The sequence below is a fragment of the Micromonospora sp. NPDC049497 genome, from assembly GCF_044465805.1.
GTDB lineage: Bacteria > Actinomycetota > Actinomycetes > Mycobacteriales > Micromonosporaceae > Micromonospora.
In genome coordinates this window covers 106,558-129,250 of sequence record NZ_JBITMC010000002.1, presented here as the reverse complement: position 1 = coordinate 129,250, position 22,693 = coordinate 106,558, and the positions used below count along the sequence as shown (strand labels likewise).

Sequence of the window (22,693 nt, the reverse complement as noted above, 5' to 3'; positions counted from 1 at the left end):
AAGGTGCCCTTCCTTACACCTGGGGCAGGATTGTGGTGGCGACCAGGTCCAGGTGGTCCAGGTCGGCCAGGTCGAGCACCTGGAGGTAGAGGCGGCTGCTGCCGGTCTCCGCGTACGCGCCGATCCGGTCGACGACCTCGGCAGGAGTGCCGGCGAGGCCGTTGGCGCGCAGCTCGTCCGGGTCCCGGCCGATGGCGGCGGCCCGCCGGGCCACCTCCGCGTCGTCCCGCCCGCAGCAGAGCACCAGCGCGTTGGACCACACCATGCCGGCCGGGTCGCGACCGATCTCGGCGCAGGCCGCGCGGACCCGGTCGAACTGGGCGACGGAGTCGGCGACCGAGGCGAACGGCAGGTTGAACTCGTCGGCGTACCGGGCCGCGAGGCGGGGTGTGCGCTTGGGACCCATGCCGCCGAGCAGGATCGGCGGGCGCGGGTCCTGCACCGGCTTGGGCAGGGCCGGTGAGCCGCTGACCGGGTAGTACCGGCCCGCGAAATCGAAGGTCTTCCCGGGCGGCGTCTCCCACAGGCCGGTGATGACGGCCAACTGCTCCTCCAGCCGGTCGAACCGCTCGCCCAGCGCCGGGAACGGGATCCCGTACGCGGTGTGCTCCTCGGCGTACCAGCCGGTGCCGATGCCCAGCTCGACGCGGCCGCCGCTCATCTGGTCGACCTGCGCCACGGTGATGGCGAGCGGGCCGGGCAGGCGGAAGGTCGCGGCGGTCATCAGGGTGCCCAGCCGGATGTCCCGGGTGTCCCGGGCCAGGCCGGCGAGGGTGGTCCACGCGTCGGTCGGACCGGGGTCGCCGCTCACCGAGCCCATCTTCAGGTAGTGGTCGGAGCGGAAGAACGCTCCGAAGCCGGTCTCCTCGGCGCGGCGTGCCACGGCGAGCAGGTCGTCGTAGGTGGCGCCCTGCTGGGGTTCGGTGAAGATCCGAAGTTCCATGTCCCGAGCATAGGGTCGTTCACCGGGTGGCCGCCGCGAGCTGCCGCTGGGCCAGGAAACGCGTGTACTCCACCCGGTCGAACGGGTTGCCGTCGGTACGCGGGCGGCGCGGTGGCCTCCCGCCGACCGCCCGGTCGCCGCGCGGCACCGACGTCCACACCCCCTCACCCCGGGTCAGGTCCGGCAGCCGTCGCCGGACCTCGGGCTCGCACCGGGCCGGCAGTTCCCCGGTGACGTGCCACGAATCCGCTCCCGGCTCCGTGCCGTCGATCCGGCCGCCCAGCCCCGCCAGGTACGCGGTCACCGCACCGAGCGTGTCCGCCGGAACCTCGCAGTCGACGTGCCGGCACGGCTCGTACACCCGGGTGCGGGCCTGCGCCAGGGCCTGCATCAGCACGTACGGGGTGAGGTTCCGGAAGTCCCCGGCGGCGCTCACCGGCGACCAGTAGCCGCTGTGGGTGAGGGTGACCGCCACGTCGGTGACCGGCCAGCCGTGGACGCCCTGGTCGAGAGCGGCGAAGACGGTCTCCTCGATCGCGGTGTGGAACGACAGCGGCAGCGAGCCCAGTTCCACCGCCAGCCGGTAGGTGACCCCCTCCCCCGGCTCGACGCGCAGTCCCACCGTGGCCAGGAACCCGTTGCCGATGATCTCCACCGCCTGCCCGACCCCCACCGGGCGCTCGACGTGCAGCAGCTCGCCGGGGGCGAAGACCGCCTGCACCCCGTACGTGTCGGCGAGCGTCGTGGCCAGCACCTCGCGCTGCACCTCGCCGTAGAGCAGCACGCTCGTCGCGCCGCCGGCAGTGACGCGGGTCCGGATCAGCGGGTCCGTGGCGGCCAGGTCGAGCAGTGCGGCGTGCAGCGCCTCGGCCTGCTCTGGGCGGCGCGGCCGGACGGTGGTCTCCAGGGTGGGCGCCGGGAAGTGCGCGCCGCCGCCGAGACCGTCGGGCGAGCCGAGCTGGTCGCCGATGCGCACGTCGGTCAGCCCGTGCAGCCGCGCGATCCGCCCGGCGGTGAGCGTCTGCGACCCGTCGTCCGGTGCGCCCGCGACGTGCAGCGCGGTCACCCGGACCCGCTGGTCGCCGACCCGGCCGTCGGGCGTCCGGCGGTACGCGGTCACCCGCTGGCGGCGGGTCAGCTCGCCCCCGTACGAGCGGACGTGCGCGACGCGCTCCCCGCCGGGTCCCCGGTCGACGGCGAAGACCCGGGCCCGCAGCCCGGGTTCGGGCGGCGGCGACGGTGGCAGCAGGTGGGCGAGGGCGTCGAGCAGCTCGGGTACGCCGGCCCCGGTGATCGCCGATCCGAAGTACAGCGGGTGCACCCGCGCCGCGGCGGTCTGCGCGCGCAGCGCGGCGCGTACCCGGTCGGGGGCGGGTGGCCGGTCCTCGACCAGCGCGGCGAGCAGTTCGTCGTCGTGGTCCGCCAGCACGGTGGCCCAGTCGACCACGGCGGCGGGGTCGCGCCGGTCGTACGCCCGCACCGTCGCGGTGGCCGTGCCGGCCGCGCGGACCGTGCCCATCGGCGCGACGCCCGGGGTGAGCAGTCGGCGGACGTCCGCGACCAGCGCGTCGGTGCGGGCGCCGACGCGGTCGACCTTGTTGACGAACAGCACCGTGGGCAGCCGCAGGGACCGCAGGGTCCGCATGAGGACGCGGGTGTGCGGCTGGACGCCCTCGACGGCGGAGAGCACCAGGACGGCGCCGTCGAGCACGCCGAGCGCGCGTTCGACCTCCGCGACGAAGTCGCTGTGTCCGGGGGTGTCGATGAGGTTGACCTGGCGCCGCCCGACGGAGAACGCGGCCACCGCGGAGCGGATGGTGATGCCGCGCCGGCGTTCGATCTCGCCGGTGTCGGTGCGGGTGGTGCCGGCGTCGACGCTGCCGAGCCGGTCGATCGTGCCGGTGTCGAAGAGCAGGCGCTCGGTCAGGCTGGTCTTACCAGCGTCGACGTGCGCCAGAATGCCGATGTTGACGGTCTCCATGGGCTGACGGGTCCTCGAAAGCTCGCATCCGGATGGGAAGGAAGTTTTCGAGTCGGCGCATCGCCCCTGCTCCCGTCGTCGGTGACCGCGGTCGGTACCACGCTGGCACACGACGGCCGTGGTGGCGAGGTGTTTTCCGCGGTGGAGCGACCGGGCCGGCGCGGTACGGTCCTGTCAGCCACCCGGCGGCGAGGGGAGACGCGATGAAGTACCTGATGCTGATCTACGGCAACGACGAAATCTGGAGCAGCCTGCCCGCCGACGACTTTTCCACGTTGATCGGCGAGGTCGACGCGTTCAACGATGCGCTGCGGGCCTCCGGAGAGCTCGTGGACAGCCAGGGACTCGTGCCCCGCGCGCGGTCGGTGCGGATGACCGGGGACACGCCGGTGGTCACCGACGGCCCGTACCTGGAGGCCAAGGAGTACGTCGGCTCGTACTTCGTGGTCGACGTGGACGGGGAGGAGCGGGCCCTGGAGATCGCCCGGTCGTACCCGGCCCTGGGGTTCGGCACCGGGAACGGCGGCGGCCTGGAGGTGTGGCCGCTGATGTCCGGGAACGGCAGCGAGCCCTGAGCCGCGACGAACCTCTCGGTGACCTGCTGCGCCACCTCGCGCCGCAGGTGCTCGGCGCTCTGGTGCGCCGCTACGGCGACTTCACCCGGGCCGAGGACGCCGTCCAGGACGCCCTGCTCGACGCCGTGCGGACGTGGACCCGCGACGGCGTGCCGGAGCACCCGGGGGCCTGGCTGCGGACCGTCGCGACCCGCCGGTACGTCGACCAGGTACGGGCCGACACCGCCCGCCGGCGGCGGGAGGTGGCCGTGGTCGACGCCACCCCCCGCGACGCGCTGGTGGCCCCGCCGCCGGACGCCGAGCCGGCCCGTGACGACGTGCTGGAGCTGCTCTTCCTCTGCTGCCACCCGGCCCTCGGCCCGTCCGCCCAGGTGGCGCTCACCCTGCGCGCGGTCGGTGGGCTGACCACCGCCGAGATCGCCACGGCCTTCCTGCTGCCGGAGAGGACGATGGGGCAGCGCATCGTCCGGGCCAAGCAACGGCTGCGGGAGGCCGGTGCCCGGTTCGACCTGCCGCCGGAGCCGGAACGGGGTCCCCGCCTCGCCGTCGTCCTGCACGTGCTCTACCTGATCTTCAACGAGGGCTACAGCGCCAGCAGCGGCCCTGAGCTGCGCCGGGTCGACCTGACCCGGCAGGCGATCCGGTTGACCCGCCGCCTGTACGAGCGGCTGCCCGACTCCGGCGAGGCGGCGGGGCTGCTCGCGCTGATGCTGCTGACCGAGGCGCGGGGCGCGGCCCGTACCGGAGAAGACGGTGACCTGGTGCCGCTGGCCGAACAGGACCGTACGCGCTGGGACCGGAGCGCCATCGCGGAGGGCACGGCGCTGGTCGCCCACAGTCTGGCGACGCTGCCGCTCGGGCCCTACCAGGTGCAGGCCGCCATCGCGGCCGTGCACGCGGAGGCGCCGTCGACGGCGGACACCGACTGGCCGCAGGTCCTGGCGCTGTACGACCTGCTGGAGCGGTTGGCGCCGGGCCCGGCCGTCACCCTCAACCGGGCGGTGGCCCTCGGCGTGGTGCGCGGTCCCCGGGCCGGGCTGGACCTGCTGGGCACCCTGGAGTCCGGGCCCCTCGCCGGTCACCACCGTCTGCTCGCCGTCCGCGCCCACCTCCTGGAGGAGGCCGGAGACCTGCCGGCTGCGGCGGCGGCCTGGCGGGAGGCCGCCCGCCTCGCCGGCAGCCTCCCCGAGCGGCGTCACCTCGTCCGACGGGCCGCCCGCCTGACGTGACCGCCGTCACACCCCCGTCCGGTAGAACCGCGCCGCCCGGCTCCGATCACCCGGTGAGCGGCGCCGCCAGGGTGCCGCCGGGGTGAGAGGAACGACCGCGATGACCAAGGTGACCGCACAACTGTCCGTGTCGCTGGACGGCTTCTACGCGGGGCCGCGGCACACCGGTGACGGCGACTGGGTGACGTCGGCCGAGAGCGCCGGCTTCTTCCGGGTCACCCGCTGGGCGACCGACGCGATGGCGTGGCGGGAGCGGCAGGGCTTCGCCGGCGGCCTCCGGGACACCAACTCCGAGATCATCGCCGAGACCTTCGAGGCGGCCGGCGCGTACGTCATGGGGCGCCGGTTGGCCGACGGCGGTGAGGTGCCGTGGGGCGACGAGCCGCCGTTCCGCGCGCCGGTCTTCGTCGTCACGCACCGGCCCCGGGAGACCCTGGTGCGCGGCGGTGGCACCAGCTTCACGTACGTCACCGACGGGATCGCCAGCGCGGTCGACCAGGCGCGCGCCGCGGCCGGCGGGAAGAACGTCGCGGTGGCCGGCGGTGGCAGCCTCGTCCGGCAGGTGCTCCGGGCCGGGCTGCTCGACGAGTTGGAACTGCACGTCGTACCGGTGGTGCTCGGCACCGGCCTGCGCCTGCTCGACGCCGACCTGGACCTCGGCGAGAAGGAGGCGATCGAGCTGACCCCGATGCGGGTGGTGCCCACCCCCGAGGTGACCCACATCCGCTACCGGGTCGAGGGCCGCGCCCCGCTCGTGCTCGACGACCGCGGCAGCGGCGGCGGCCCCACGACCACGCGGTGAGTGCCGCGGCGGCGGGGACGGGTCCGAGGTTGGCCTGATGTCTGTGTGACATTTTCATGTCACACAGACATCAGGCTCAGCCTGCCATCACGGGTCGGGGCGTACGGGGTGGCGCGCGGGTGTCGGCGGCGCGGGACAACGGGGTGCGTGCGCGTGGCCCTACAGTGTCAGCACCCCGAAGCGATCAAGGAGGGTGCCATGCCCGAACCGACCCCGGTGCCGGAGGCCGCAACGCCGTCCACGCCTTCGGGTACCGCGCCGGCCGCGTCGGAGGGTGTCGTCGGCATCCCCGCCGAGGCGGCACCCCGCCTGCTGGTCGTGCCGGAGACCACCGGCCTCCCGTCGATCGAGTGGCCCGGCCGGACGGACCAGCCGGCATGGGCGATTCCGGTGAAGGTACCGTCCGGCACGCGGGGCTACGCGGTCTTCCTGCCGCTGCTCCCGGCCGCCGCGGACTCGGCGAACGGTACGGACACACCCGCGGCACCCGCCGACACGGCCGTCCCGACGCAACGCGACGCCACGCCGGCGAAGGCCGCGGCGACCGTCCCGACGGACGCCACCCCGCCCACGAACGGCGCCGAACCGACCGGCCCCGCCACCGGTCGCACCGCCGACGGCCCCGCCTCCGACGGTGCCGCCTCCGACGGCCCCACCCCCACCGGCCCCGCCTCCGACGGTGCCGCCGGGTCCGGCCGTGCGACGCCCCCGCCGTCCGGCAACGGAACCGCCCAGGGACCGCCGCCCGGCTGGCCGGTCCACCCGGGCGGCCCGCGCCCTCCGCACGGGGTGCCCTACGCGTCGGCCACGTCGCCGTACTCCTTCCGCCCGCAACCACCGCAGCCGTCCTTCCTCCGGACGATCTGGCCCGGGCCGGAGGCCGCACGGGGTCGGACGACCCCGGCGGCGGTCCTGGCCGGTGCGCTCGGCGTGGCCGCGTTCGTGCCGCTCACCCGCACCGGCATCGGCTGGTTCCTCGGCTGGCTCGCCCTGACGGTCGCGGTGGTGGTCGCCGTCCGGCACCGCGTCGCCGGTCGGCCCCGCGCCGAGCAGGCGGTACGCGCGGGGTGGGCCGCGGCGGCCCTGGCCCTGCTGGCCGTGCTGGCGTTCCGGAACGCCTGGTGGCTGGTGACGTTCTGCGTGCTCGGCGCGCTCGGCTGCGCCGCGTTGGCCATCGTGGGTGGTCGCCTCATCCGGTCGATCCTGTTCAGCGTGGTGGCCGCGCCACTCGCCGCGTTCCGGGGGCTGCCCTGGGTACGACGGCACGTCGAGGCGCCGGCCGACACCGGCACCGTCCGGCGGGTCGTCGGGTCGGTCGTCGCCACCCTGGCGGTGCTGCTCGTCTTCGGCGCGCTGCTCTCCTCCGCCGACGCCGCCTTCTCGCTGGTGCTGGGTGAGGTCATCCCGGAGGTCAGCGTTCCGGCGACGTTCCGTGGGACGTTCCTGCTCGCGGTCGGCGGGCTGATCGCGGTCGCCGCCGTCTACACGATCACCGCCCCGCCCGACCTGTCCCGGGTGGACCGGCCCACCACACGGAGCCTCGGCATCGTCGAGTGGGCGCCGCCGATCGCCGCCCTGACCGCCCTCTTCGTCGGCTTCGTCGCCGTGCAGTTCACCGTGCTGTTCGGTGGTGAGCGGCACGTGCTGCGCACCGCCGGCCTGAGCTACGCCGAGTACGCCCGCAGCGGCTTCTGGCAGTTGGTCGCGGTCACCCTGTTGACGCTGGCCGTGCTGGGTGGGGTCACCCGCTGGGCGCGACGGGAGACGCGGACGGAGCGGATCCTGCTACGGATCATGCTCGGCCTGCTGAGCACGCTCAGCATCGTCATCGTGGTGTCCGCACTGTCCCGGATGTACACCTACCAGAAGGTCTACAGCTTCACCGGGGAACGGATCTTCGTGATGGCCTTCGAGCTGTTGCTCGGCGCGGTCTTCCTGATGGTCATCGCCGCCGGTGTCCGCTGGCGCGGCCGGTGGGTCCCGCGTCTGACGGTGGCGCTCGCGGTGGTCATGCTGCTGAGCCTCGCGGTGCTCAACCCGGAGGACTACGCGGCCCGCCGCAACATCGCCCGGTACGAGCAGACCGGGAAGATCGACGCCTGGTACCTGCGGGCGCTGTCCGCCGACGCCACGCCGGCCCTGAGCACGCTGCCCGACCCGGTACGCCGGTGCACGCTGAGCTGGATCGCCGACGACCTGGCCGAGCCCGACCCCTGGTACGCCTGGAACCTGGGGCGCGTCCGGGCCCGGGAGGCGCTGGATCGGGTCGGGCCGGGTGCGGTGGGCGGTCCGCGCGACTGCCGCGCCGCCGACCAGTACGACCTGCCGAAGACGCGCGACTGACCCGACGCCGGTGGTCCGGCTCGTGACACGGTTCCGGCCGCCGGTGACCTCGCGGTCGCCGGCGGCCGGCGCGTCAGCCCGTCACCAGGGCGCCGGGACGTTCAGCGGGAGGCAGCGTCGGGTGCCGGGGACCGGCTGGTAGCAGGCCGAGGCCTCCAGGTTGTACGTGTGGTCGAACCGGTTGAAGGACGCGCTTCCGCCGTTGACGCAGGTGCCTCCGCTGACGGTCGTCCCACCGGTGACGGATGCCGTGGCGCAGCCTGTCGACGTGGCGGTCTTCGTGACGGTGCTCAGCGAGGAGCGCCGATCGGAGGACTGGTGTGAGCCGTACCCGGTCAACCGCACGCCCGGCCGGGTGACGGAGTACTGGAAGGAGGTGGAGGTGTAGTAGTTCCAGCTCGCCCCGGTACCCACCGTCCGCAGCTCGGGATCGGTGGCCGAGGGCGGCACGTACAGGTAGTAGCCCTTGTCGTTGGTCGTGGTGCCGGGGATCATCCGGTAGACGATCACCAGCAGGCCCTGGCTGAAGGTGCCGGTGGAGTACGTCAGGTAGGTGCCGTTGCCGCAGGTGGTGCGGTCGGCGACGTAGCCGGCACCGTTGGCGTAGAGCATCACCCGGGCGCAGCGCCCGTCGTCGGCGGTGTCCTCGATGGTGCCGAACGTGTTGACGGTGCCGAAGCTGTCGCTGGCGTACCCGGTCAGGCGCACGCCGGGCAGGGTGCCGGCGTACTGGAAGGCGCTCGGGTGGTAGTAGCTCCACGACGCCGACCAGCCCGTCCCCGGGGGCAGGGCGAGGGCGGGCGAGGCGGGCAGCAGGGCGGCGACCAGGGTGGACACCAGGGCGGCGACCAGCAGTGCGCCGGTCCGCCGCCATCGACGAGGGATGGTCATTCGTCCTCCGATCCTCGGGGCGCTCACGATGCGCCGGGATCAGGGTGGCCGGGAGTCCCACCGGCGGCGACGACTCAGTCCCGTTGCGGACACGGTGGGTAGCCGACAACGGACGCGCGTCTGCCCGACAGCGGGCGTACGGCGGGTCAGCTGTCGGGCCCGCCCGGGCGGGCCCGGGTGACGACCTCCTCGGGGGTCAGCGGCGCCTTCGGGTGGTGGGTGAGGCACAGCGGGGTGCGTACCTTCACGAACGAGAACCCCTCCCCCGCCGCGTAGAACTCCCCACTGCTCAGCAGGCCGATGTCGGGGAGCCGACCGCCCTTGGCCTCCGCGAGCTGCCGGGCCGCGTCGATCTGCGCGGGCGCGTTGAGCAGCCCGAAGAACTGCGTCGTCGCGTTGCCGGAGATCTGGTTGTGCAGGCCCTTGGGCGCCTGGGTGGCGAAGACCAGCCCGAGCCCGTACTTGCGGGCCTGCGAGGCGAGCGCGATCGAGCTGGCCGTGCAGGCCGTGTTCCCGGTCGACGGGGCGAGGGTCTGCGCCTCGTCCATGACGAAGAGCCCGCCCAGCGGCCGGTCGCCGGCGGGGTGCCGCTTGATCCAGGCGAAGAGCGCCATCTGCAACTGGTTGACGAAGCTCTGCCGTTCCTGGTCGGAGGTGAGACCGACGAAGCTGATCACCGACACCCGCGCCCGTCGTCCCGGCGACGGCGTCAGCAGCAGTCCCGGGTCGGCCGGTGCGCCGACCCCGCCGAAGAGCGGGTCGGTGACCATCGCCGCCTTCAGCGTCTCGGCCAGATCCTGGCCGAGCTTGTCGGCGCGGGCCAGCCGGCTGACCCCGTCGGGCAGGTCGGCGAGGAACTCGGTGAAGCCGGACAGGCCCACCATGCCGCTCCTCGCGTACGCCTGGAGGGCCTCGGTGAGGACGGCCTTGCCCTGCTGGGCCAGCCGGGTCGACCGGTCGACGCCGGCCCGCGGCGCGAGTGCCTCCACTGCGGAGCGGATCGCCTGGTCGAACTCGTCCGGCCAGTCACGTAGGGCGGTGAAGTCCGGCAGCGGCTGGAAGCTCAGCGGACGCCCGGCGGTGACCCGGGGCGTCCACACCGTGACCTCGGTGTGGGCGAGGTAGTCCTGGGCCCGCTCGGCGTCGCCGGGGCCCCAGCCGCTCGGCGGGGCCGGCCACGGGTCGCCGAGCCGGGCGAGGTCGTTGTTGGGGTCGAGCACGATCGACGAGACGCCCTGCCGGGCGCACTCCTCGACGAGCCGGCGGATGAGCACCGTCTTGCCCGAGCCGGATCCGGCGAACACGACCGCGTGCCGGCGGAGCGACTCCAGGTCCACGGTGAACGGGTGCCCGCCCTCGACGGTCCGTCCCAGCCCGATCGACCGCCCGTCGGCTGCGGCGACGACGGGGTGGGGTGTCCGGCCGTCGGCGCCGACCACGAGGTCGACCGCGTCGGGGGGCACGCGCACGGCGGCGGGCCTCGTCGACGGTCCGCTGACAGCACCGGCGGGGCGGGTGACGTCGGCGGCGGGCGCGGTGCCCGGTCTGGGCACGGTGTCGGCGGGTGCCGGGTCGGGCCCGGGCAGGACCGCCCGGAACAGGCTGGTGCCGCTGGCCGGGCGGCGGGCCACCAGCCACTCCTGCAACGCGGCGGACGGCTCGGCCGCCAGCACCCGCAGCGCCGCGAAGACCCGCAGGTCCGCCTCCGCCACCCCGCACCGGACGCCGCCGGCCGCGTCGAAGGCGGTCAACACCTCGGTCGTACGTCTCCCGCTCGGCCACGGGTCGTTGCGCAGCAGCACCAGCCGGCGTTGCGGCAGCTCCCGGTCCAGCCCGGCCATGGTGCAGGCGGCCCGGACCCGCGCGGTGACCGCGACCGCGTTGGGGTGGGCGACGGCCCGGAAACACCAGTGCGCCTCGTTCTCGGTGGCCTCGTCGAGCACCTCGATGAGCCGCCCGTGCAGCGCGGGCTTGCGCCCCGGCGGGGGGTCGTACTTGTAGGTGGCACCGGTCGGCGCCTGCTCGGCGATCCAGGCCGCCAGACCGGCCGCGAGCAGCGGCGGCATGTGCTCGTCCTCGGTGGCCGGGGCGAGGGCGGCCGCCACGTCCGCCGCGGCGACCAGTTCGGCGAACCGGGCGTCCAGCTCGCGGAGCTGCCGCTCGTCCGCCGTCTGGTCGCCGGCCCCTCCGGCACCGGGGGCCGGCGTCGATGTCGCGTCGGCGCCGTCAATGAGGCGGTCGAGTTCCACCACCTCGTCGCGGTCGCGGCACCAGGAGACGTGGCGGTCGACCCGGCGCAGCAGGGCGCGCGGCGTCAGGGTGGGCGCGTCGACGAAGGCGCCGGCGTGGATCGGCCACGTGGGGTGGGGTGGTACGAAGCGCGGACCGGCGAACGCGGCGGACAGCCGCTTCGCCACGATGGCCCGGCCGATCTCCGGGGTGGGGATCCGGTCCGGGAGGGTGGCCTGGCGGAACCGGTCCCCGACCGGGGTGGGCGCGCTGCGGGTCAGCAGCTCCCAGGTGTCCGGCAGGCAGGAGACGACGACGAGCGTGCGGCGGGTGACGTCGCGGAGCTTGAGCAGGCCGTCGGCGATCGGGCCGATCACCTTCGCCTGGCCGTCCTCCAGCCCGGCGTGCTGGTCCAGCAGCGACGTGCTGGTCTGCGCGAAGAGCGTGTCGAGCTGGTCGACGGCGATGACCGTGGGGTCCAGCGTCAGCGCCATCAACCGGGAGATGTCCTGGACGATCTGCTGCGGGGTACGGATCGCGGCGCTGAGCCCCCACGCCGCCCGACCGGCCGGGTCGCCCGCCTCGGAGATCAGGTGGGCGTAGCCGACGTCCTGCGCCTCGAAGTCGACGGCGCCGTGCAGGACCAGTGCCCGGGCCGTGTCCTGGCAGTCCCGCCCGACCTCCCGGTCACGGGTGCGCAGCGCCCGGATGAACGCGTCCAGGTGCTCGCGCTCGACCGGTCGCATGCCGGCGACCGCGTCGCGGACGTCGACCGGCAGCCCGAGCTGGGGGGTGAGCCGGCGCAGGAAGGTCCGCAGCTGGGTGCCCCAGCCGATGTGGTCGCGGCCCATGCCTTCCACCAGGGCCAGCGCGACGCTCTCCCAGAACGTCTTGCCGCTGACCATGTCGACCAGGAAGAAGTAGCCGCCGTCGTGCTGGATGCGTTCGCGTACCGCGCCGAGCAGGTGCGTCTTGCCGGCGCCCGCGCGGCCCTGCATGGCCACGCCGAGCGGCACGCTGGTGTCGTCGGTACGCGCCCGCGCCACCCCGCGCAGGATCTCCGCGACCACCTTTTCGTGCAGCTCCGGCACGTTGTGCCGGCTGGGCCGCCAGACGTCGTCCGGGGTGACCGCCGGCTGGAGACTCACCGCCTCCAGGGCGGCCCGCTGGTCGTCGGGGATCACGCCGCGCCGATCGCCAGGGCGTGGTTGTCCTCGTTCCCGATCCGCACGGCCGCGGCCCGGTCCCGCGGGGTCAGCGACTTGGTGTTCGCCACCGGGATGATGCGGACGTCCTCCCGGCCGACCATCGTCCGCAACGTCGCGTCGACCGTGGCCCGGTCGGTGTCGCTGAGCCGGTCCCGGACGTCCGCGAGGCCGACCCAGGCGCCCGGCGCCCTCGCCAGGTCCCGGTACGCCGCGCGGACCCTCGCCTCCACGTCCGCCGTCGCCACCGGGGCGGTCGTCGTGACCGGGGCGGTCGTCGTGGCCGGGGCGGTCGTCGTGGCCGGGGCGGCGGGCTCCGGCGCGGTGACGGCGGCCGGAGCCGGCTCGCCGGTCTGCTTGAAGAAGTCGCCGTGGCTGACCCGCAGCCGGTCCAGCGAGCGGTGCAGGTTGGACAGGAGGGTGAACAGGGACCGACTCGCGGAGCCACCCTGCTTCGGCGGCGGGGCGGTGTGCAGCTGCCGCACCACCCGCCAGCCCTCGTCGGTCAGCTCGTGGGCGAACGGCCGGTGCGACCGGTCGGTCTCGACCAGGCCGAGCCTGACGAGCTTCTCGTTGTCCTTGCCGGTCAGCGCGAAGCCGGCCAGCTCCCGCAGCTCGGCGTTGGTGAGTCGGCGTGCCTCGACCATCAGCACCACGAGGGCGTTGATCTGGTTCGGCGTCAGGCTCGGGACGTCCGCCGGGCTCGTCATGGTGTCTCATCTCCGTGGGGGTACGTGCCGTCCGTGCGTCGCCGGGCCAGCAGCCGACGGATCCCGTCGACCACCGCCGGCACGTCGGACTGCACCTGCTCTTTGGTGAAGCGGAGCACGTCCAGCCCGAGAAGTTGCAGCTGCACGTCCCTCCGCCGGTCGTTGGCGAAAGTGATTCGCCCCCGATGCTCCGGGCCGTCCACCTCGACCGCAAGACCCTCGGCGGGCCAAAACAGATCCAGCCGGTACGACTCGCCGAGCGCGTGCCACTCGTAGGTCTGGTTCCAGCGCCGGCCCCGCGCCCACTCGTGCGCCGCGAGGGCGCGTTCCAGCGCCTGCTCCGCCGGGCTGTCGCCGCGCGGCACCCCGGCGATCGGCGGCCAGGCCAGCACCACCGGTTCGCCGCTGGGACCGCTGTCGGGCCTCCCACCTGCCGTGCGGTCCAGCTCCGCGAAGCGCGCCGGCACCCGCACCGGCACCGGGCGGACCCGGTCGGCCCGACGCAGGGGCGCGCCGGTCAGCCACACCGTGAAGCCGCCGTGCCGCACCAGCCACTCGGCCGCGGCCACGAGCGTCCGCTCGGCGTCCGCGCCCAGGTCGGGCAGGGCGACGAGGAGTACGCAGCCCTTCCGGTCGTACGCTTCCGCGAACACCCGGGCGAGCCCGACGGCGCGTACCTCCGCCGGGAAGCGGGACCGGCCACCGGGCCGGCCCGGACCGCGCAGCCCACGCTCGGCGAGGTCGGCGAGGAACGGGCCGAAGTGCGGGGAGCGGGCGGCGGCGCGGGCCGCGAGAGCGCGGACCGCCGCGACGCCGAGCGCCCCGTCCCCGTCGAGGCGCTCGGCTCCCGGCAGCCAGCGGGGGAACATCGTCAGCGCCACGGCGTCCAACTGGTCGAGAAGGGCGTCCACCAGGTCGCCGAGCGGACCCACGACGGTGGGCCGGTAGTGCACGACGGCGGGCGCCGACGGCGGCAGCGGGTCCAGCGCCACCCGCAGCAGTTCGGGGTCGACGTCCGGCAGATGGCTGACCCGCCGCGGCGGCGGAGCCGCCCACCAGTCCTCCAGGGTCACCGTGCCGCGGTGCCGCGGACCGCCCAGGCTCGCGCGGTGAGCCGGACCGACCCGTCCGCCTCGACGGGCAGGCAGGAGGAGATGAGGTCGCGCAGCGCGGCCCGGTCCGTCTCAGCCAGCGATGCCACGTAGGTCGGTGCCGGGCCCTGACCACCCAGGAACGGCGTCCAGTACGCGTCGAAGTCGGCGAACACCGTGGGCACGACGACCGGCTGCACGGCCACCGCCTCCAGGCCGGCCTCGGTCCACAGGGCATGCAACGCGTCGGGACGGCACAGCGGGAACCGGCGCCCCTCGTCCAGTTTCGCCGCCGCCGGGTCGAGTGCCTCGGCCGCCGACCAGAAGTGACGCATCATCGCCATGCCCCCGGCGTAGTCCCAGACGTACGCGGCCGCGACGCCGCCGGGCCGGACGACCCGGACGAACTCGGCCGCCGCCCGCGGCGGATCCGGTACGAAGTTGAGCGCCAGCCCGCTGACCACGACGTCCACGCCGTCGTCGGTCACCGGAAGCGCCCGGGCGTCACCCACTTCAAAGGAGGCCCGGGGGTCGCCGACCCGGTCCCGGGCGTGCCCGAGGAACCCGGCCGACGGGTCGACCCCGGTCACGTGCGCCGGGTCCGCCTCGGCCAGGACCGCCGCGGTCAGCGCGCCGGTGCCGCAGCCCACGTCGAGCCAGCGCAGGCCGGACGGCAGGTCCAGCCAGCGCAGGAAGTCGCCCGCGACCAGCCGGCTCCACCGGCCCACGTACGCCTCGTAGGCCTCGCCGTCGGCCCACACCGATTGCGCCATGCCGGCACCCTACGACACCGACGGGCCGACGAGGGGTCCCGGAGGCGATCCAGAACGGTGCCGTGATCCCCCGGACGCTCGCCAACAGACCGCCACGCATGATGGCCGGCTTACCCGGCGACCTGAACGTGGTTCCGAACCAGGCGCAGCATCTCGTCGACCGAGCCGGCCGGATCGGTGACAGGGAACTGGACGGCGCGCACCGTCGCGGCGTGGTCGAGCAGCAGCGTGGCCCGCTTGAGCCGGTCGGTGCCGGCGGCTCGGAAGGTGGGCAGCAGCAGCGCCGTGGCGAGCCGCCCGTCGGCGTCGGAGAGCAGAGGGAACGGCAGCTCGGCATGCGCGGCGAAGGCAGCCAACTGGTCCGGACGCTGAGTGCTGACCCCCTGGATCCGCGCACCAGCGGCGGCGAAATCGGCGGCCCGTGCCGCATAGGTGCTGGACTCGAGCGTGCAGCCGGGCGCACCGGGGATGTCCCCCCAGTACGGCGGGAGGCCCTGTACGCCGGGTACGAACGCGCCAGGAAAGCAGTAGAGCACCGTCCAGGCACCCGGATCGGCAGGCGACACCGGTACGCCGTCGTGGCGCACCAGGGTCAGCTCGGGGATTCGGCGTCCGACGAGGGCGTGCACCCGGCGCGCCTCCGCCGACCCGGCCGCCGCCGTGGCGGTGAGCGCCCCGTCGCCGAGCACGTGCCGGTCACCCCACTCCTGTAGCGCGATCAGCACCGGCAGCAGACCTTCGCCCTTGGCGGTGAGCAGGTAGTCGTGGCGCGGCGGACGATCCGTGTACCGCTGACGGTGCAGCACGCCGTGCTCGACGAGGGCGGCGAGACGCTCGGTCAGGGCGCGGCGGCTCATCCCGAGCCCCCGTTGCAGGCCGTCGAAGCGGGTCACGCCGCCGGCGATGTCGCGGATGAGCAGGAAGGTCCACCAGTCGGTCAGCACGCCCAGGGATTGGGCGATGCCGCAGTCCACGTCCGCAAGGTCGACTCTTCTCACACCCACCACTATAGTCAGTTCCATTATGAAACTTACTGCCTTCTGGCGCTGGTGGGCCGCCGGCACGACAAGTCACCTCGGCTCGGCGGTCGGCGGGGTGGCCCTGCCGTTGACCGCGCTGACCGTGCTCGACGCGTCGGCCTTCGAGATGGGTCTGATCGCAGCGGCCGGCTACCTCGCGTACCTGTTGATCAGCCTGCCGGCGGGGGTGATCGTGCAGCGCGTACCCCTGCGCGGCATGCAGGTCGCCCTGGATCTGATCCGGGCCCTCGCCATCGCGTCCGTCCCCCTGGCCTGGTGGATCGACGCCCTGACGGTGGCCCAGCTTGTCGCGGTGGCCCTGGTCGTGAGCTTCGCCAACGTGCTGTTCGACGTGGCGAACCAGACCTTCCTGCCGGAGATCGTGCCGGCCGCGCAGTTGCAGGCGCGCAACAGCCTCAACTCCGGCACGCACGCGACCACCCAGCTGGGCGGGCCGTCTCTGGGCGGACTCGCGGTGCAGCTGCTGGGTGCGGTGCCGACGCTGTTCGTGGACGCCGTCAGCTATCTGGTATCCGCCGTGCTGCTGCGCACCCTTCCGGCCCGGCGGGTGCAGCGACCGACCGAGCGGCCACCGATGGTCACCATGATCCGCGAGGGCTGGCACTACGTGCTGCGACACCCGATCATCGGGCCGGCCATGTGGGACGCCACCGCGACGAACTTCGTCTGCGGCGCGATGCTGGCCCTCTTCCCGTACTACCTGGTGCGCGAGCTGCACGCGCCGCCGGTCATGGTTGGGCTGCTGCTCGCCGCCGACGGCCTCGGAGCGCTCATCGGCGCCGCGCTGACAACCCGGTTCACCGACCGGGTCGGCACCGCACGCGGTCTGATCGTCGCGGCCTTCGTCGGCGTGGCCGGCGCGCTCATCATCCCGCTGGGCACCGGCACCGCCGCCTACGTCGCCTTCGCCGCGGGCAACATCGTCTTCTCCGTCTCCTCGGTGGTGCTCAGCGTGACCACCCGCACCTACCGGATGCTCGCCAGCCCGCCGGAGCTCCTGTCGCGGGTGATCGCCACGGTCAAGTTCGTCTCCTGGGGCGCCATCCCGCTCGGCGGCCTGCTCGCCGGCGCCCTCGCCGGGCCGCTCGGCGCCCGCACCACTCTGCTGATCTTCGGGGCGCTCACCGTGCTGTCACCGGTCATCTATCTGTCGACCCCGATCCGCCGGCTGCGCGACCTGCCGCTCGACGCCGCCCCGCAACCCGCCGAAGTCCGGGTGTGACCACGACGAGGCGAAAGCTCAGGTCATGCTCGCAGCGGGTCCGCCCGGCCGGGGAACGGCCGGGCGGACCCGCTGTCGTGGGGCTCAGATGAGGTTGGCGAGCGCGGCCCAGGTGTTGGGGCCGGGGACGCCGTCGACGGGGCCGGTGTACCCGCCGAGCTGCGCCATCCGCTGCAGGGCGGAGTACGTGTTGATGCCGGGCACGCCGTCGATCGGGCCGGTGTAGCCGTAGCCGGTCATCACCTTCTGCACGCCCTTCCAGGAGTTGACGCCCAGCACGCCGTCGGCCGGTCCGGTGTACCCGCCGAGCTTGGCCAGCCGCTGCAGCGCGGCGTAGGTGTTGGTGCCGGGCACGCCGTCGATGGGGCCGGTGTAGCCGAACCCGCGCAGGACCGTCTGGATGCCCTTCCACGAGTTGACGCCCAGCGCTCCGTCGACGACCCCGGTGTAGCCGCCCTTCTGCGCCAGACGCTGCAGCGCGGCGTAGGTGTTCGTCCCGGGGAGCCCGTCGATCGGGCCGGTGTAGCCGTATCCGCGCATCACCTGCTGCACGCCGGACCAGGTGTACGTGCCGGGCGCACCGTCCACCGGGCCGGTGTATCCGCCGGCCTGCGCGATCTCCTGCAGGATCACGCCCTCCGACACCGACGGGATCGGGGTCGCGTTGCCGCCGCCCGCCGGGTAGCCGCCCAGGCCCAGCTTGCCCATGATGAACTCCCACGCCCGCCCCACGACCTGGCTGCGCAGGTAGGTGGAGTTGTGCACAGTCCAGTCCCACGCCAGCTCGTCGTGGTCGCAGATCGTGTCACCGTCGTAGCAGTAGGAGTGCAGCCGTGAGGCGATCCAGTTGAGAGTGCCTTCCGGGCGGTGGATCACCCCCGGTCCGTCACCGGTGTTGCGCGGGTCGTTGAAGAGGTCTTCCTTGCGGTAGCCGGGGTCACCATAGAAGACCACGGCGGCGATCTTGCTCTTCGCAGCAGTGCTCAATCCGACGGGAACGGCAACCATCGGGTCGATCAGATAGTTCGGGTTGAGAGCCTGACCGATGACGGTCGCCCCCTGGGAGAATCCCAGCAGCACGGTGCGCGAACTCGGGCAGCTGACGGCGAGCTGATTGAGTTCCTCCCTCAGATTCGCCACCCCTACGGCGACGTCCTGGGTCAACCAGGCGTTCTGGATCAGGCCGGCGGCGCGAACCGTGATGGCAGGCGTCGCCTTCAGCTCCTGGACGAGCGGAGGCAACGCCAACGTGCCGAAGCCTCCGGTCGTGTAGGTGTTGCCGAATGGCCCCGTGCCCGTACCGGCGGCCTCGTTGGTGCCGCGCGCGCCGATGACGACGACCTGCGCGCAGGTGGCCGTGGTCGAGCCGGCTGACGCCGGGGCGGCGGTCACGGTCACCGCCGCGCCCACCACGAGGGAGGCCAACGCGGTGAAGGCGCCGAGCCGCCTGATGGGCCTGGTACTGGCTGTCATGCGAGTCTCCTGCTTTCGGGGGTGGGTGGTCCGGGGACGCCGTAGCTGCTGACGAGGCCGCGGAGCCCGTTGATCACAACCCACCGCCGGTGAGGCGACAACCCAACGAAATCGCAGAATGCGGTGCCTCTCCGTCCCCATTCAGCAGCGCATCTGTCGGCCCGCCTGCGGGAAACCGGGCGACGACCTCTCTACCTTCCGCCTCGCCGCTGGCATACCATGATCGCCACGTTTCCGGGACCCGCGGCAACCCAACGAATCCGCGAATCTCGCGGCTGGGGCCCTCGACTACATGAGGGAGGAACATGAGCAGCCGGAGCAGGCTGTGGCGTGTCGCGGAGCTGCCGACGACCAGGGCCGGCGTGGAGCGGGCGTTCTCGTACTTCATCGCCGGCGTCCGCATCGGCACGCTCGCCCAGATGATCCCCGCCGTGCACGCCGGCGTCACCACGTCACCGCACGGCATCGCCTACGCCGTCTGCTGGGCGGCCGCGGCGCTCGCCTCGGTCGCGGTGAGCGTGGCGACGCTGGTACGCCGCCGACCCCTCGGCGCGGCGGTCTCCGCGCTGGACTACACGCTGGCCTGTCTGCTGCTTCTGCTCGGGCCGCTGGTGCTGGTGCCGGGGGAGCGCTTCGGCACCTGGGTCGCCTACCAGCCCGGCTACGCGCTGTCGGTCATCATCACCGCCGGCGGCGTACGCAGCGTCGCCCTGTGGGCGGGCGGCATGTTCGGCATCGCCGCCTGCTACCTGGTGTACCTCGGCGGCGCGTTCAGCGGGGAGATGATCTCCACCGCGGTCGGCAACATCCTGACCTTTGTGGTGTACGCGCTGGTCGCCCGCATGTTCTTCGGCTACACCCGCCGCATCGCCCACGACGCCGACACCTCGCGGGCCCGCGCCGCCGAACTGGCCCGTCGCGAGGAGGAACGCCGCGCCCAGGTGATGATGCACAACGGCGTCGCCGTGATGCGCATGCTCACCGAGCCGGGCACCGACGCGGCGCGCTCGCGGCTGCTGGACCTGGCCGAGGTCGAGGTGCAGCGCATGCGCTCCTACCTGCGCGGTCGCCCGCCCGACCGGGACGGCGACGGGTCCGACACCGCGCTCGCCGCGATCATCGAGCGGGCGTGCGAGCGCTTCGCCGACCTGCCGGTCGAGACCCTGCTCGACCTCGGTGCCGGGGTGCGCCTGTCCGCCGGGGACGCCGAGGCCGTCGAGCGCGCGCTGGACAGCCTGCTGCTCAACGTACGGGCACACGCCCGCGCCGACGGCGTCGTGGTCCACCTCGACCAGGGCCCGGACGGCGGCTGGACGCTGACCGTGCGCGACGACGGCGTCGGCTTCGACCCCGCGGCGGTGACCCCCGGCGTCGGGCTGCGCGAGGTCGTCGTCGGCGAGCTGCGGCGGCGCGGACTCGACGTCGACGTCGAGTCCGCGGTCGACTCCGGCACCACCGTGACGATCTCGTGCCACGCACGCTCGGCCGCGTGCGGCGATCACGACGCCGTCAGGGATGCCGCATGAGGCCCACGGTCGCCGTCGTCGACGACGCGTCGCTGATCCGCGAGTCGGTGGGGCTGCTCATGACCGGCCTTGACGTCGTCGCCGCTGTGGCGACGGTGGAGGAGCTGGTGCGCCGCCGCCCGGAGGCCGACCTCGTCGTGCTCGACCTGCACCTGGCCAACCTCGAGCAACAGCCCGACGTCCGGCAGGGCATCGCCGCGATCCGCACGCTGACCACCAGCGGCTACCGGGTCTGCGTCTACAGCCAGGAGGAGCGCCGGTTCGTCCTGGCCGCCTGCATCGCCGCCGGCGCCTGCGGCGTGGTCTCCAAGGCGCTGCCGACGGCCAGGGCCGAGCAGCTGTTCCTCGATGCGGCCGCCGGCGGCACCGTCGTGCCGCAGGCCGTCGTCGGGATCCTGGAGGTCCTGGTCCGGCGCGACTGCATCACCCTGCTCAGCGAGCGCCAGCGCCAGCTCCTGCACGGCCGCGCCCGAGGCCTGAGCTACGCCCAGGTCGCCAAGCAGCTGTACGTCAGCGAGTCCACGCTGCGCGGATACTGGCTGGACCTGACCCGGTCACTGTCCGAGTCGCTGCGCAACCTCACCCCCGGCGAGATCGAGCGAGCCCTCGGGCTCGCCCCTGGTGACCTGCTGGAGTTCTGGTCCGGCGAGGCGACCGACGGCAAGGATTGGTGGCGTACCGCCGCGCCCGAGTGAGATCGCCGGTGGTGCCCGATGATTCCGGCGCGACGGGCCAAACCGTCGGTCGGTCATCCTGCCTGGATCGCGTCGACGCCACGCCGGCGTCCGGCCGACATTCGTGGCATCCGAGGGCAGGCGGTGGTCGAACGGGGTGCCGCGTTGCGGGATTACCGGAGGGCCTCCTGATTGGCTGCATGGTGCCGGCGGTTCTTGTCGTGGCAAGGAGGAAGCCGCTGGTCACGCGAGCTACTGGAACTGTAGAACATTTAGTTCTACACTTCTGTCCATGGAGCGCATCGGTGTGCGGGAGCTGAACCAGAACACGAGCCAGGTGTTGGCTCGGGTGAGCGGCGGCGAGACAGTCGAGATCACCGACCGCGGTCACCCGATCGCGCGACTTGTTCCAGTAGGTGACGACAGGTCGATGCTGGCCAAGCTGGTAGCTGCGGGGCGAGCCGTCGCCCCCACCGGCGGCGGTCCTGTTCCGCTTCCACCGAAGCTCGGCGACGAGGATGTGGACGTGGCCGCCACCCTTACCGCACTGCGAGACGAGGAGCGCTGGTGATCTACCTCGATTCCGCCGCCGTCGTCAAGCTGGTTCGGCAGGAGGCATGCAGCGGTGACCTCGTCTCCTGGCTCAACAAGCACGACGACGTGCCGCTGGTTTCCTCTGCCCTCGTCGAGGTGGAAGTGCCCAGAGCGCTGCGCCGGTCAGCTCCGCAAGCCTTGATCGGAGTACCGGCGGCCGTCGGACGGCTCTTCCGACTAGAGATCGACAGCACGATCCGCGCGACCGCAGCCGCGTTCGCCGAGCCGACGCTACGCAGCCTCGACGCCATCCACCTCGCCACCGCCCAGGTCTTGACCAACGAGTCCGGAACGACACTCATCGCCTTCGTCACCTACGACCGGCGACTGCTTGAATCCGCCAAGGCCGCAGGACTACCCGTAGCAAGCCCCGGCCAAAATTGACTCGCCGCTCCCGAGGACGGGCACCGGAAGAAGGCGCATCCGCCTCCCCGAAGCCCGACCTCCGCCCGCGTCTCCGCAGATGTCGAGCCGAACGTGACGAACCCGTGCGGCGCTGCGGCGGAACTCGCTCACCTGCTGCCAAGAACGTGAGTCGGGCCGGAGCATGGCAGCGAGGCCAGGATATCCGCCGCGACCTGCGCTTCTGCGGCCCTGGCCCCCTCCGTTTGGGTATCAGTTCCGGGTGGGGCGGGCGGGACTCGAACCCGCGACCGAGGGATTATGAGTGGCCTTCGCGGCGGAGACTGCGCCTACTTGCTGCAACTACAGCCACAGTCGGCGCGACTCCACAGCACTGCGACCACTTTGAAGCGCCCTGACTTCGCACCACACGCCGCACCACGCGCAATCCGGTCCGTTGCGACCCGCTGCGTCACCGCGCCGGGTGCGCAGGAGGTGCGTACGGTCGGGTGGTTCGGTAGTAATCGGGCTGTGCTCTACAGTGTTCCTTGCACTTCTGAATCACCTCGTGATCGATGACTCGGCGCTCGGTCGTCGCCGTCGACGTCGGGAGGCGACCGCCTTTCGTGTCGGTTCGTTGATCGAGGAGGTGATACATGAGTGCAGCGGGCGAGCCCACCGGCTCGACCAACGCCACCCCGCCGAACGGCATCAACCGCCGGCAGGAAGTGGTGCAGGCAGCGATGCTGATCATCCAGGTGATCGCTTGGCTGGCCACGATCGCAAGCGCTGCGGTCGTGATAAGCAGCCGGCTCACCTGACCGGATGGTCAGATGAGCCGCTGACTGCGCGATTGCCCCCGTCGGGCCTAGCAACCTTAGGCGGGGGCTTTCGTGTGTGCGAACAAGGGAGCGCTGCACAACCTCATCCGTAATATCAGAGATGAGGTTACACCAACTCGCTAGAAGTCACCCCTACCGAGTTGATTACTTCTAACGGTCCAGCTAACCAGTGGCACCGGACCGGCACGCTGGTCGTCGTCGCGGCCGG

General features: G+C 73.0%; 19 protein-coding genes. 10 read left to right on the top strand and 9 right to left on the bottom strand.

Features of this window, described 5'->3' with window-relative positions; genetic code table 11:
• Positions 1–13: 13 nt before the first annotated feature.
• Complete coding sequence (locus tag ACIBR0_RS03840) at positions 14–943, bottom strand: LLM class F420-dependent oxidoreductase (RefSeq protein WP_396712558.1); 930 nt, start codon at positions 941–943, stop codon at positions 14–16.
• A gap of 19 nt (positions 944–962) precedes the next feature.
• Positions 963–2,924 (bottom strand): GTP-binding protein, encoded by a 1,962-nt coding sequence (locus ACIBR0_RS03835; RefSeq protein WP_396712557.1) that lies wholly within the window; start codon positions 2,922–2,924, stop codon positions 963–965.
• A 203-nt stretch (positions 2,925–3,127) separates the two neighbouring features.
• Between ACIBR0_RS03835 and ACIBR0_RS03830 the strand changes: the two genes are divergently transcribed.
• The 4 genes from ACIBR0_RS03830 (at position 3,128) to ACIBR0_RS03815 (ending at position 7,873) form a co-directional block, all read left to right on the top strand.
• On the top strand, positions 3,128–3,499 hold the full coding sequence (locus ACIBR0_RS03830; protein WP_396712556.1) for a YciI family protein: 372 nt from the start codon (positions 3,128–3,130) through the stop codon (positions 3,497–3,499).
• Positions 3,463–4,728: an RNA polymerase sigma factor gene (locus ACIBR0_RS03825; protein WP_396712555.1), complete on the top strand. Its 1,266-nt coding sequence runs from the start codon at positions 3,463–3,465 to the stop codon at positions 4,726–4,728. The genes ACIBR0_RS03830 and ACIBR0_RS03825 overlap by 37 nt, the downstream gene beginning before the upstream one ends.
• A gap of 100 nt (positions 4,729–4,828) precedes the next feature.
• Positions 4,829–5,530, top strand: a complete 702-nt coding sequence (locus tag ACIBR0_RS03820; protein WP_396712554.1) for a dihydrofolate reductase family protein — start codon at positions 4,829–4,831, stop codon at positions 5,528–5,530.
• A 198-nt stretch (positions 5,531–5,728) separates the two neighbouring features.
• Positions 5,729–7,873: a DUF4153 domain-containing protein gene (locus ACIBR0_RS03815; RefSeq protein ID WP_396712553.1), complete on the top strand. Its 2,145-nt coding sequence runs from the start codon at positions 5,729–5,731 to the stop codon at positions 7,871–7,873.
• A gap of 81 nt (positions 7,874–7,954) precedes the next feature.
• Here the strand turns inward: ACIBR0_RS03815 and ACIBR0_RS03810 are convergent, their stop codons facing one another.
• The 6 genes from ACIBR0_RS03810 to ACIBR0_RS03785 form a co-directional block, all read right to left on the bottom strand.
• The gene (locus tag ACIBR0_RS03810; RefSeq protein ID WP_396712552.1) at positions 7,955–8,764 is read right to left on the bottom strand and encodes a hypothetical protein; all 810 of its coding nucleotides are present in this window, start codon (positions 8,762–8,764) and stop codon (positions 7,955–7,957) included.
• 146 nt (positions 8,765–8,910) lie between these two features.
• Positions 8,911–12,177, bottom strand: coding sequence for a helicase HerA domain-containing protein (locus tag ACIBR0_RS03805; RefSeq protein WP_396712551.1), 3,267 nt, complete (start codon positions 12,175–12,177; stop codon positions 8,911–8,913).
• Complete coding sequence (locus ACIBR0_RS03800) at positions 12,174–12,908, bottom strand: hypothetical protein (RefSeq protein WP_396712550.1); 735 nt, start codon at positions 12,906–12,908, stop codon at positions 12,174–12,176. The genes ACIBR0_RS03805 and ACIBR0_RS03800 overlap by 4 nt, the downstream gene beginning before the upstream one ends.
• Positions 12,905–13,981 carry an endonuclease domain-containing protein gene (locus ACIBR0_RS03795; protein WP_396712549.1) on the bottom strand — a complete coding sequence of 359 codons (1,077 nt, stop codon included), beginning with the start codon at positions 13,979–13,981 and terminating at the stop codon, positions 12,905–12,907. Before ACIBR0_RS03795 ends, ACIBR0_RS03800 begins: the two co-directional genes overlap by 4 nt.
• Positions 13,978–14,772 carry a class I SAM-dependent methyltransferase gene (locus ACIBR0_RS03790; protein ID WP_396712548.1) on the bottom strand — a complete coding sequence of 265 codons (795 nt, stop codon included), beginning with the start codon at positions 14,770–14,772 and terminating at the stop codon, positions 13,978–13,980. The genes ACIBR0_RS03795 and ACIBR0_RS03790 overlap by 4 nt, the downstream gene beginning before the upstream one ends.
• Before the next feature lie 110 nt (positions 14,773–14,882).
• On the bottom strand, positions 14,883–15,770 hold the full coding sequence (locus ACIBR0_RS03785) for a winged helix-turn-helix transcriptional regulator (RefSeq protein WP_396712547.1): 888 nt from the start codon (positions 15,768–15,770) through the stop codon (positions 14,883–14,885).
• Positions 15,771–15,795: 25 nt separating this feature from the next.
• Between ACIBR0_RS03785 and ACIBR0_RS03780 the strand changes: the two genes are divergently transcribed.
• Positions 15,796–17,034, top strand: a complete 1,239-nt coding sequence (locus ACIBR0_RS03780; RefSeq protein WP_396712546.1) for an MFS transporter — start codon at positions 15,796–15,798, stop codon at positions 17,032–17,034.
• 84 nt (positions 17,035–17,118) lie between these two features.
• Here the strand turns inward: ACIBR0_RS03780 and ACIBR0_RS03775 are convergent, their stop codons facing one another.
• A complete protein-coding gene (locus tag ACIBR0_RS03775; RefSeq protein ID WP_396712545.1) occupies positions 17,119–18,507 on the bottom strand; it encodes a cutinase family protein in 1,389 nt (462 codons plus the stop codon).
• Positions 18,508–18,812: 305 nt separating this feature from the next.
• Between ACIBR0_RS03775 and ACIBR0_RS03770 the strand changes: the two genes are divergently transcribed.
• The 5 genes from ACIBR0_RS03770 to ACIBR0_RS03750 all read left to right on the top strand — a co-directional run bounded on the left by ACIBR0_RS03770 (position 18,813) and on the right by ACIBR0_RS03750 (position 22,464).
• Positions 18,813–20,033, top strand: coding sequence for a sensor histidine kinase (locus ACIBR0_RS03770; protein ID WP_396712544.1), 1,221 nt, complete (start codon positions 18,813–18,815; stop codon positions 20,031–20,033).
• On the top strand, positions 20,030–20,728 hold the full coding sequence (locus tag ACIBR0_RS03765) for a DNA-binding response regulator (protein WP_396712543.1): 699 nt from the start codon (positions 20,030–20,032) through the stop codon (positions 20,726–20,728). The genes ACIBR0_RS03770 and ACIBR0_RS03765 overlap by 4 nt, the downstream gene beginning before the upstream one ends.
• A gap of 271 nt (positions 20,729–20,999) precedes the next feature.
• Positions 21,000–21,278, top strand: a complete 279-nt coding sequence (locus ACIBR0_RS03760; protein ID WP_396712542.1) for a type II toxin-antitoxin system Phd/YefM family antitoxin — start codon at positions 21,000–21,002, stop codon at positions 21,276–21,278.
• Positions 21,275–21,685, top strand: coding sequence for a type II toxin-antitoxin system VapC family toxin (locus ACIBR0_RS03755; RefSeq protein WP_396712541.1), 411 nt, complete (start codon positions 21,275–21,277; stop codon positions 21,683–21,685). Before ACIBR0_RS03760 ends, ACIBR0_RS03755 begins: the two co-directional genes overlap by 4 nt.
• 614 nt (positions 21,686–22,299) lie before the next feature.
• A complete protein-coding gene (locus ACIBR0_RS03750) occupies positions 22,300–22,464 on the top strand; it encodes a hypothetical protein (RefSeq protein WP_396712540.1) in 165 nt (54 codons plus the stop codon).
• The last annotated feature ends 229 nt before the right edge of the window (positions 22,465–22,693 follow it).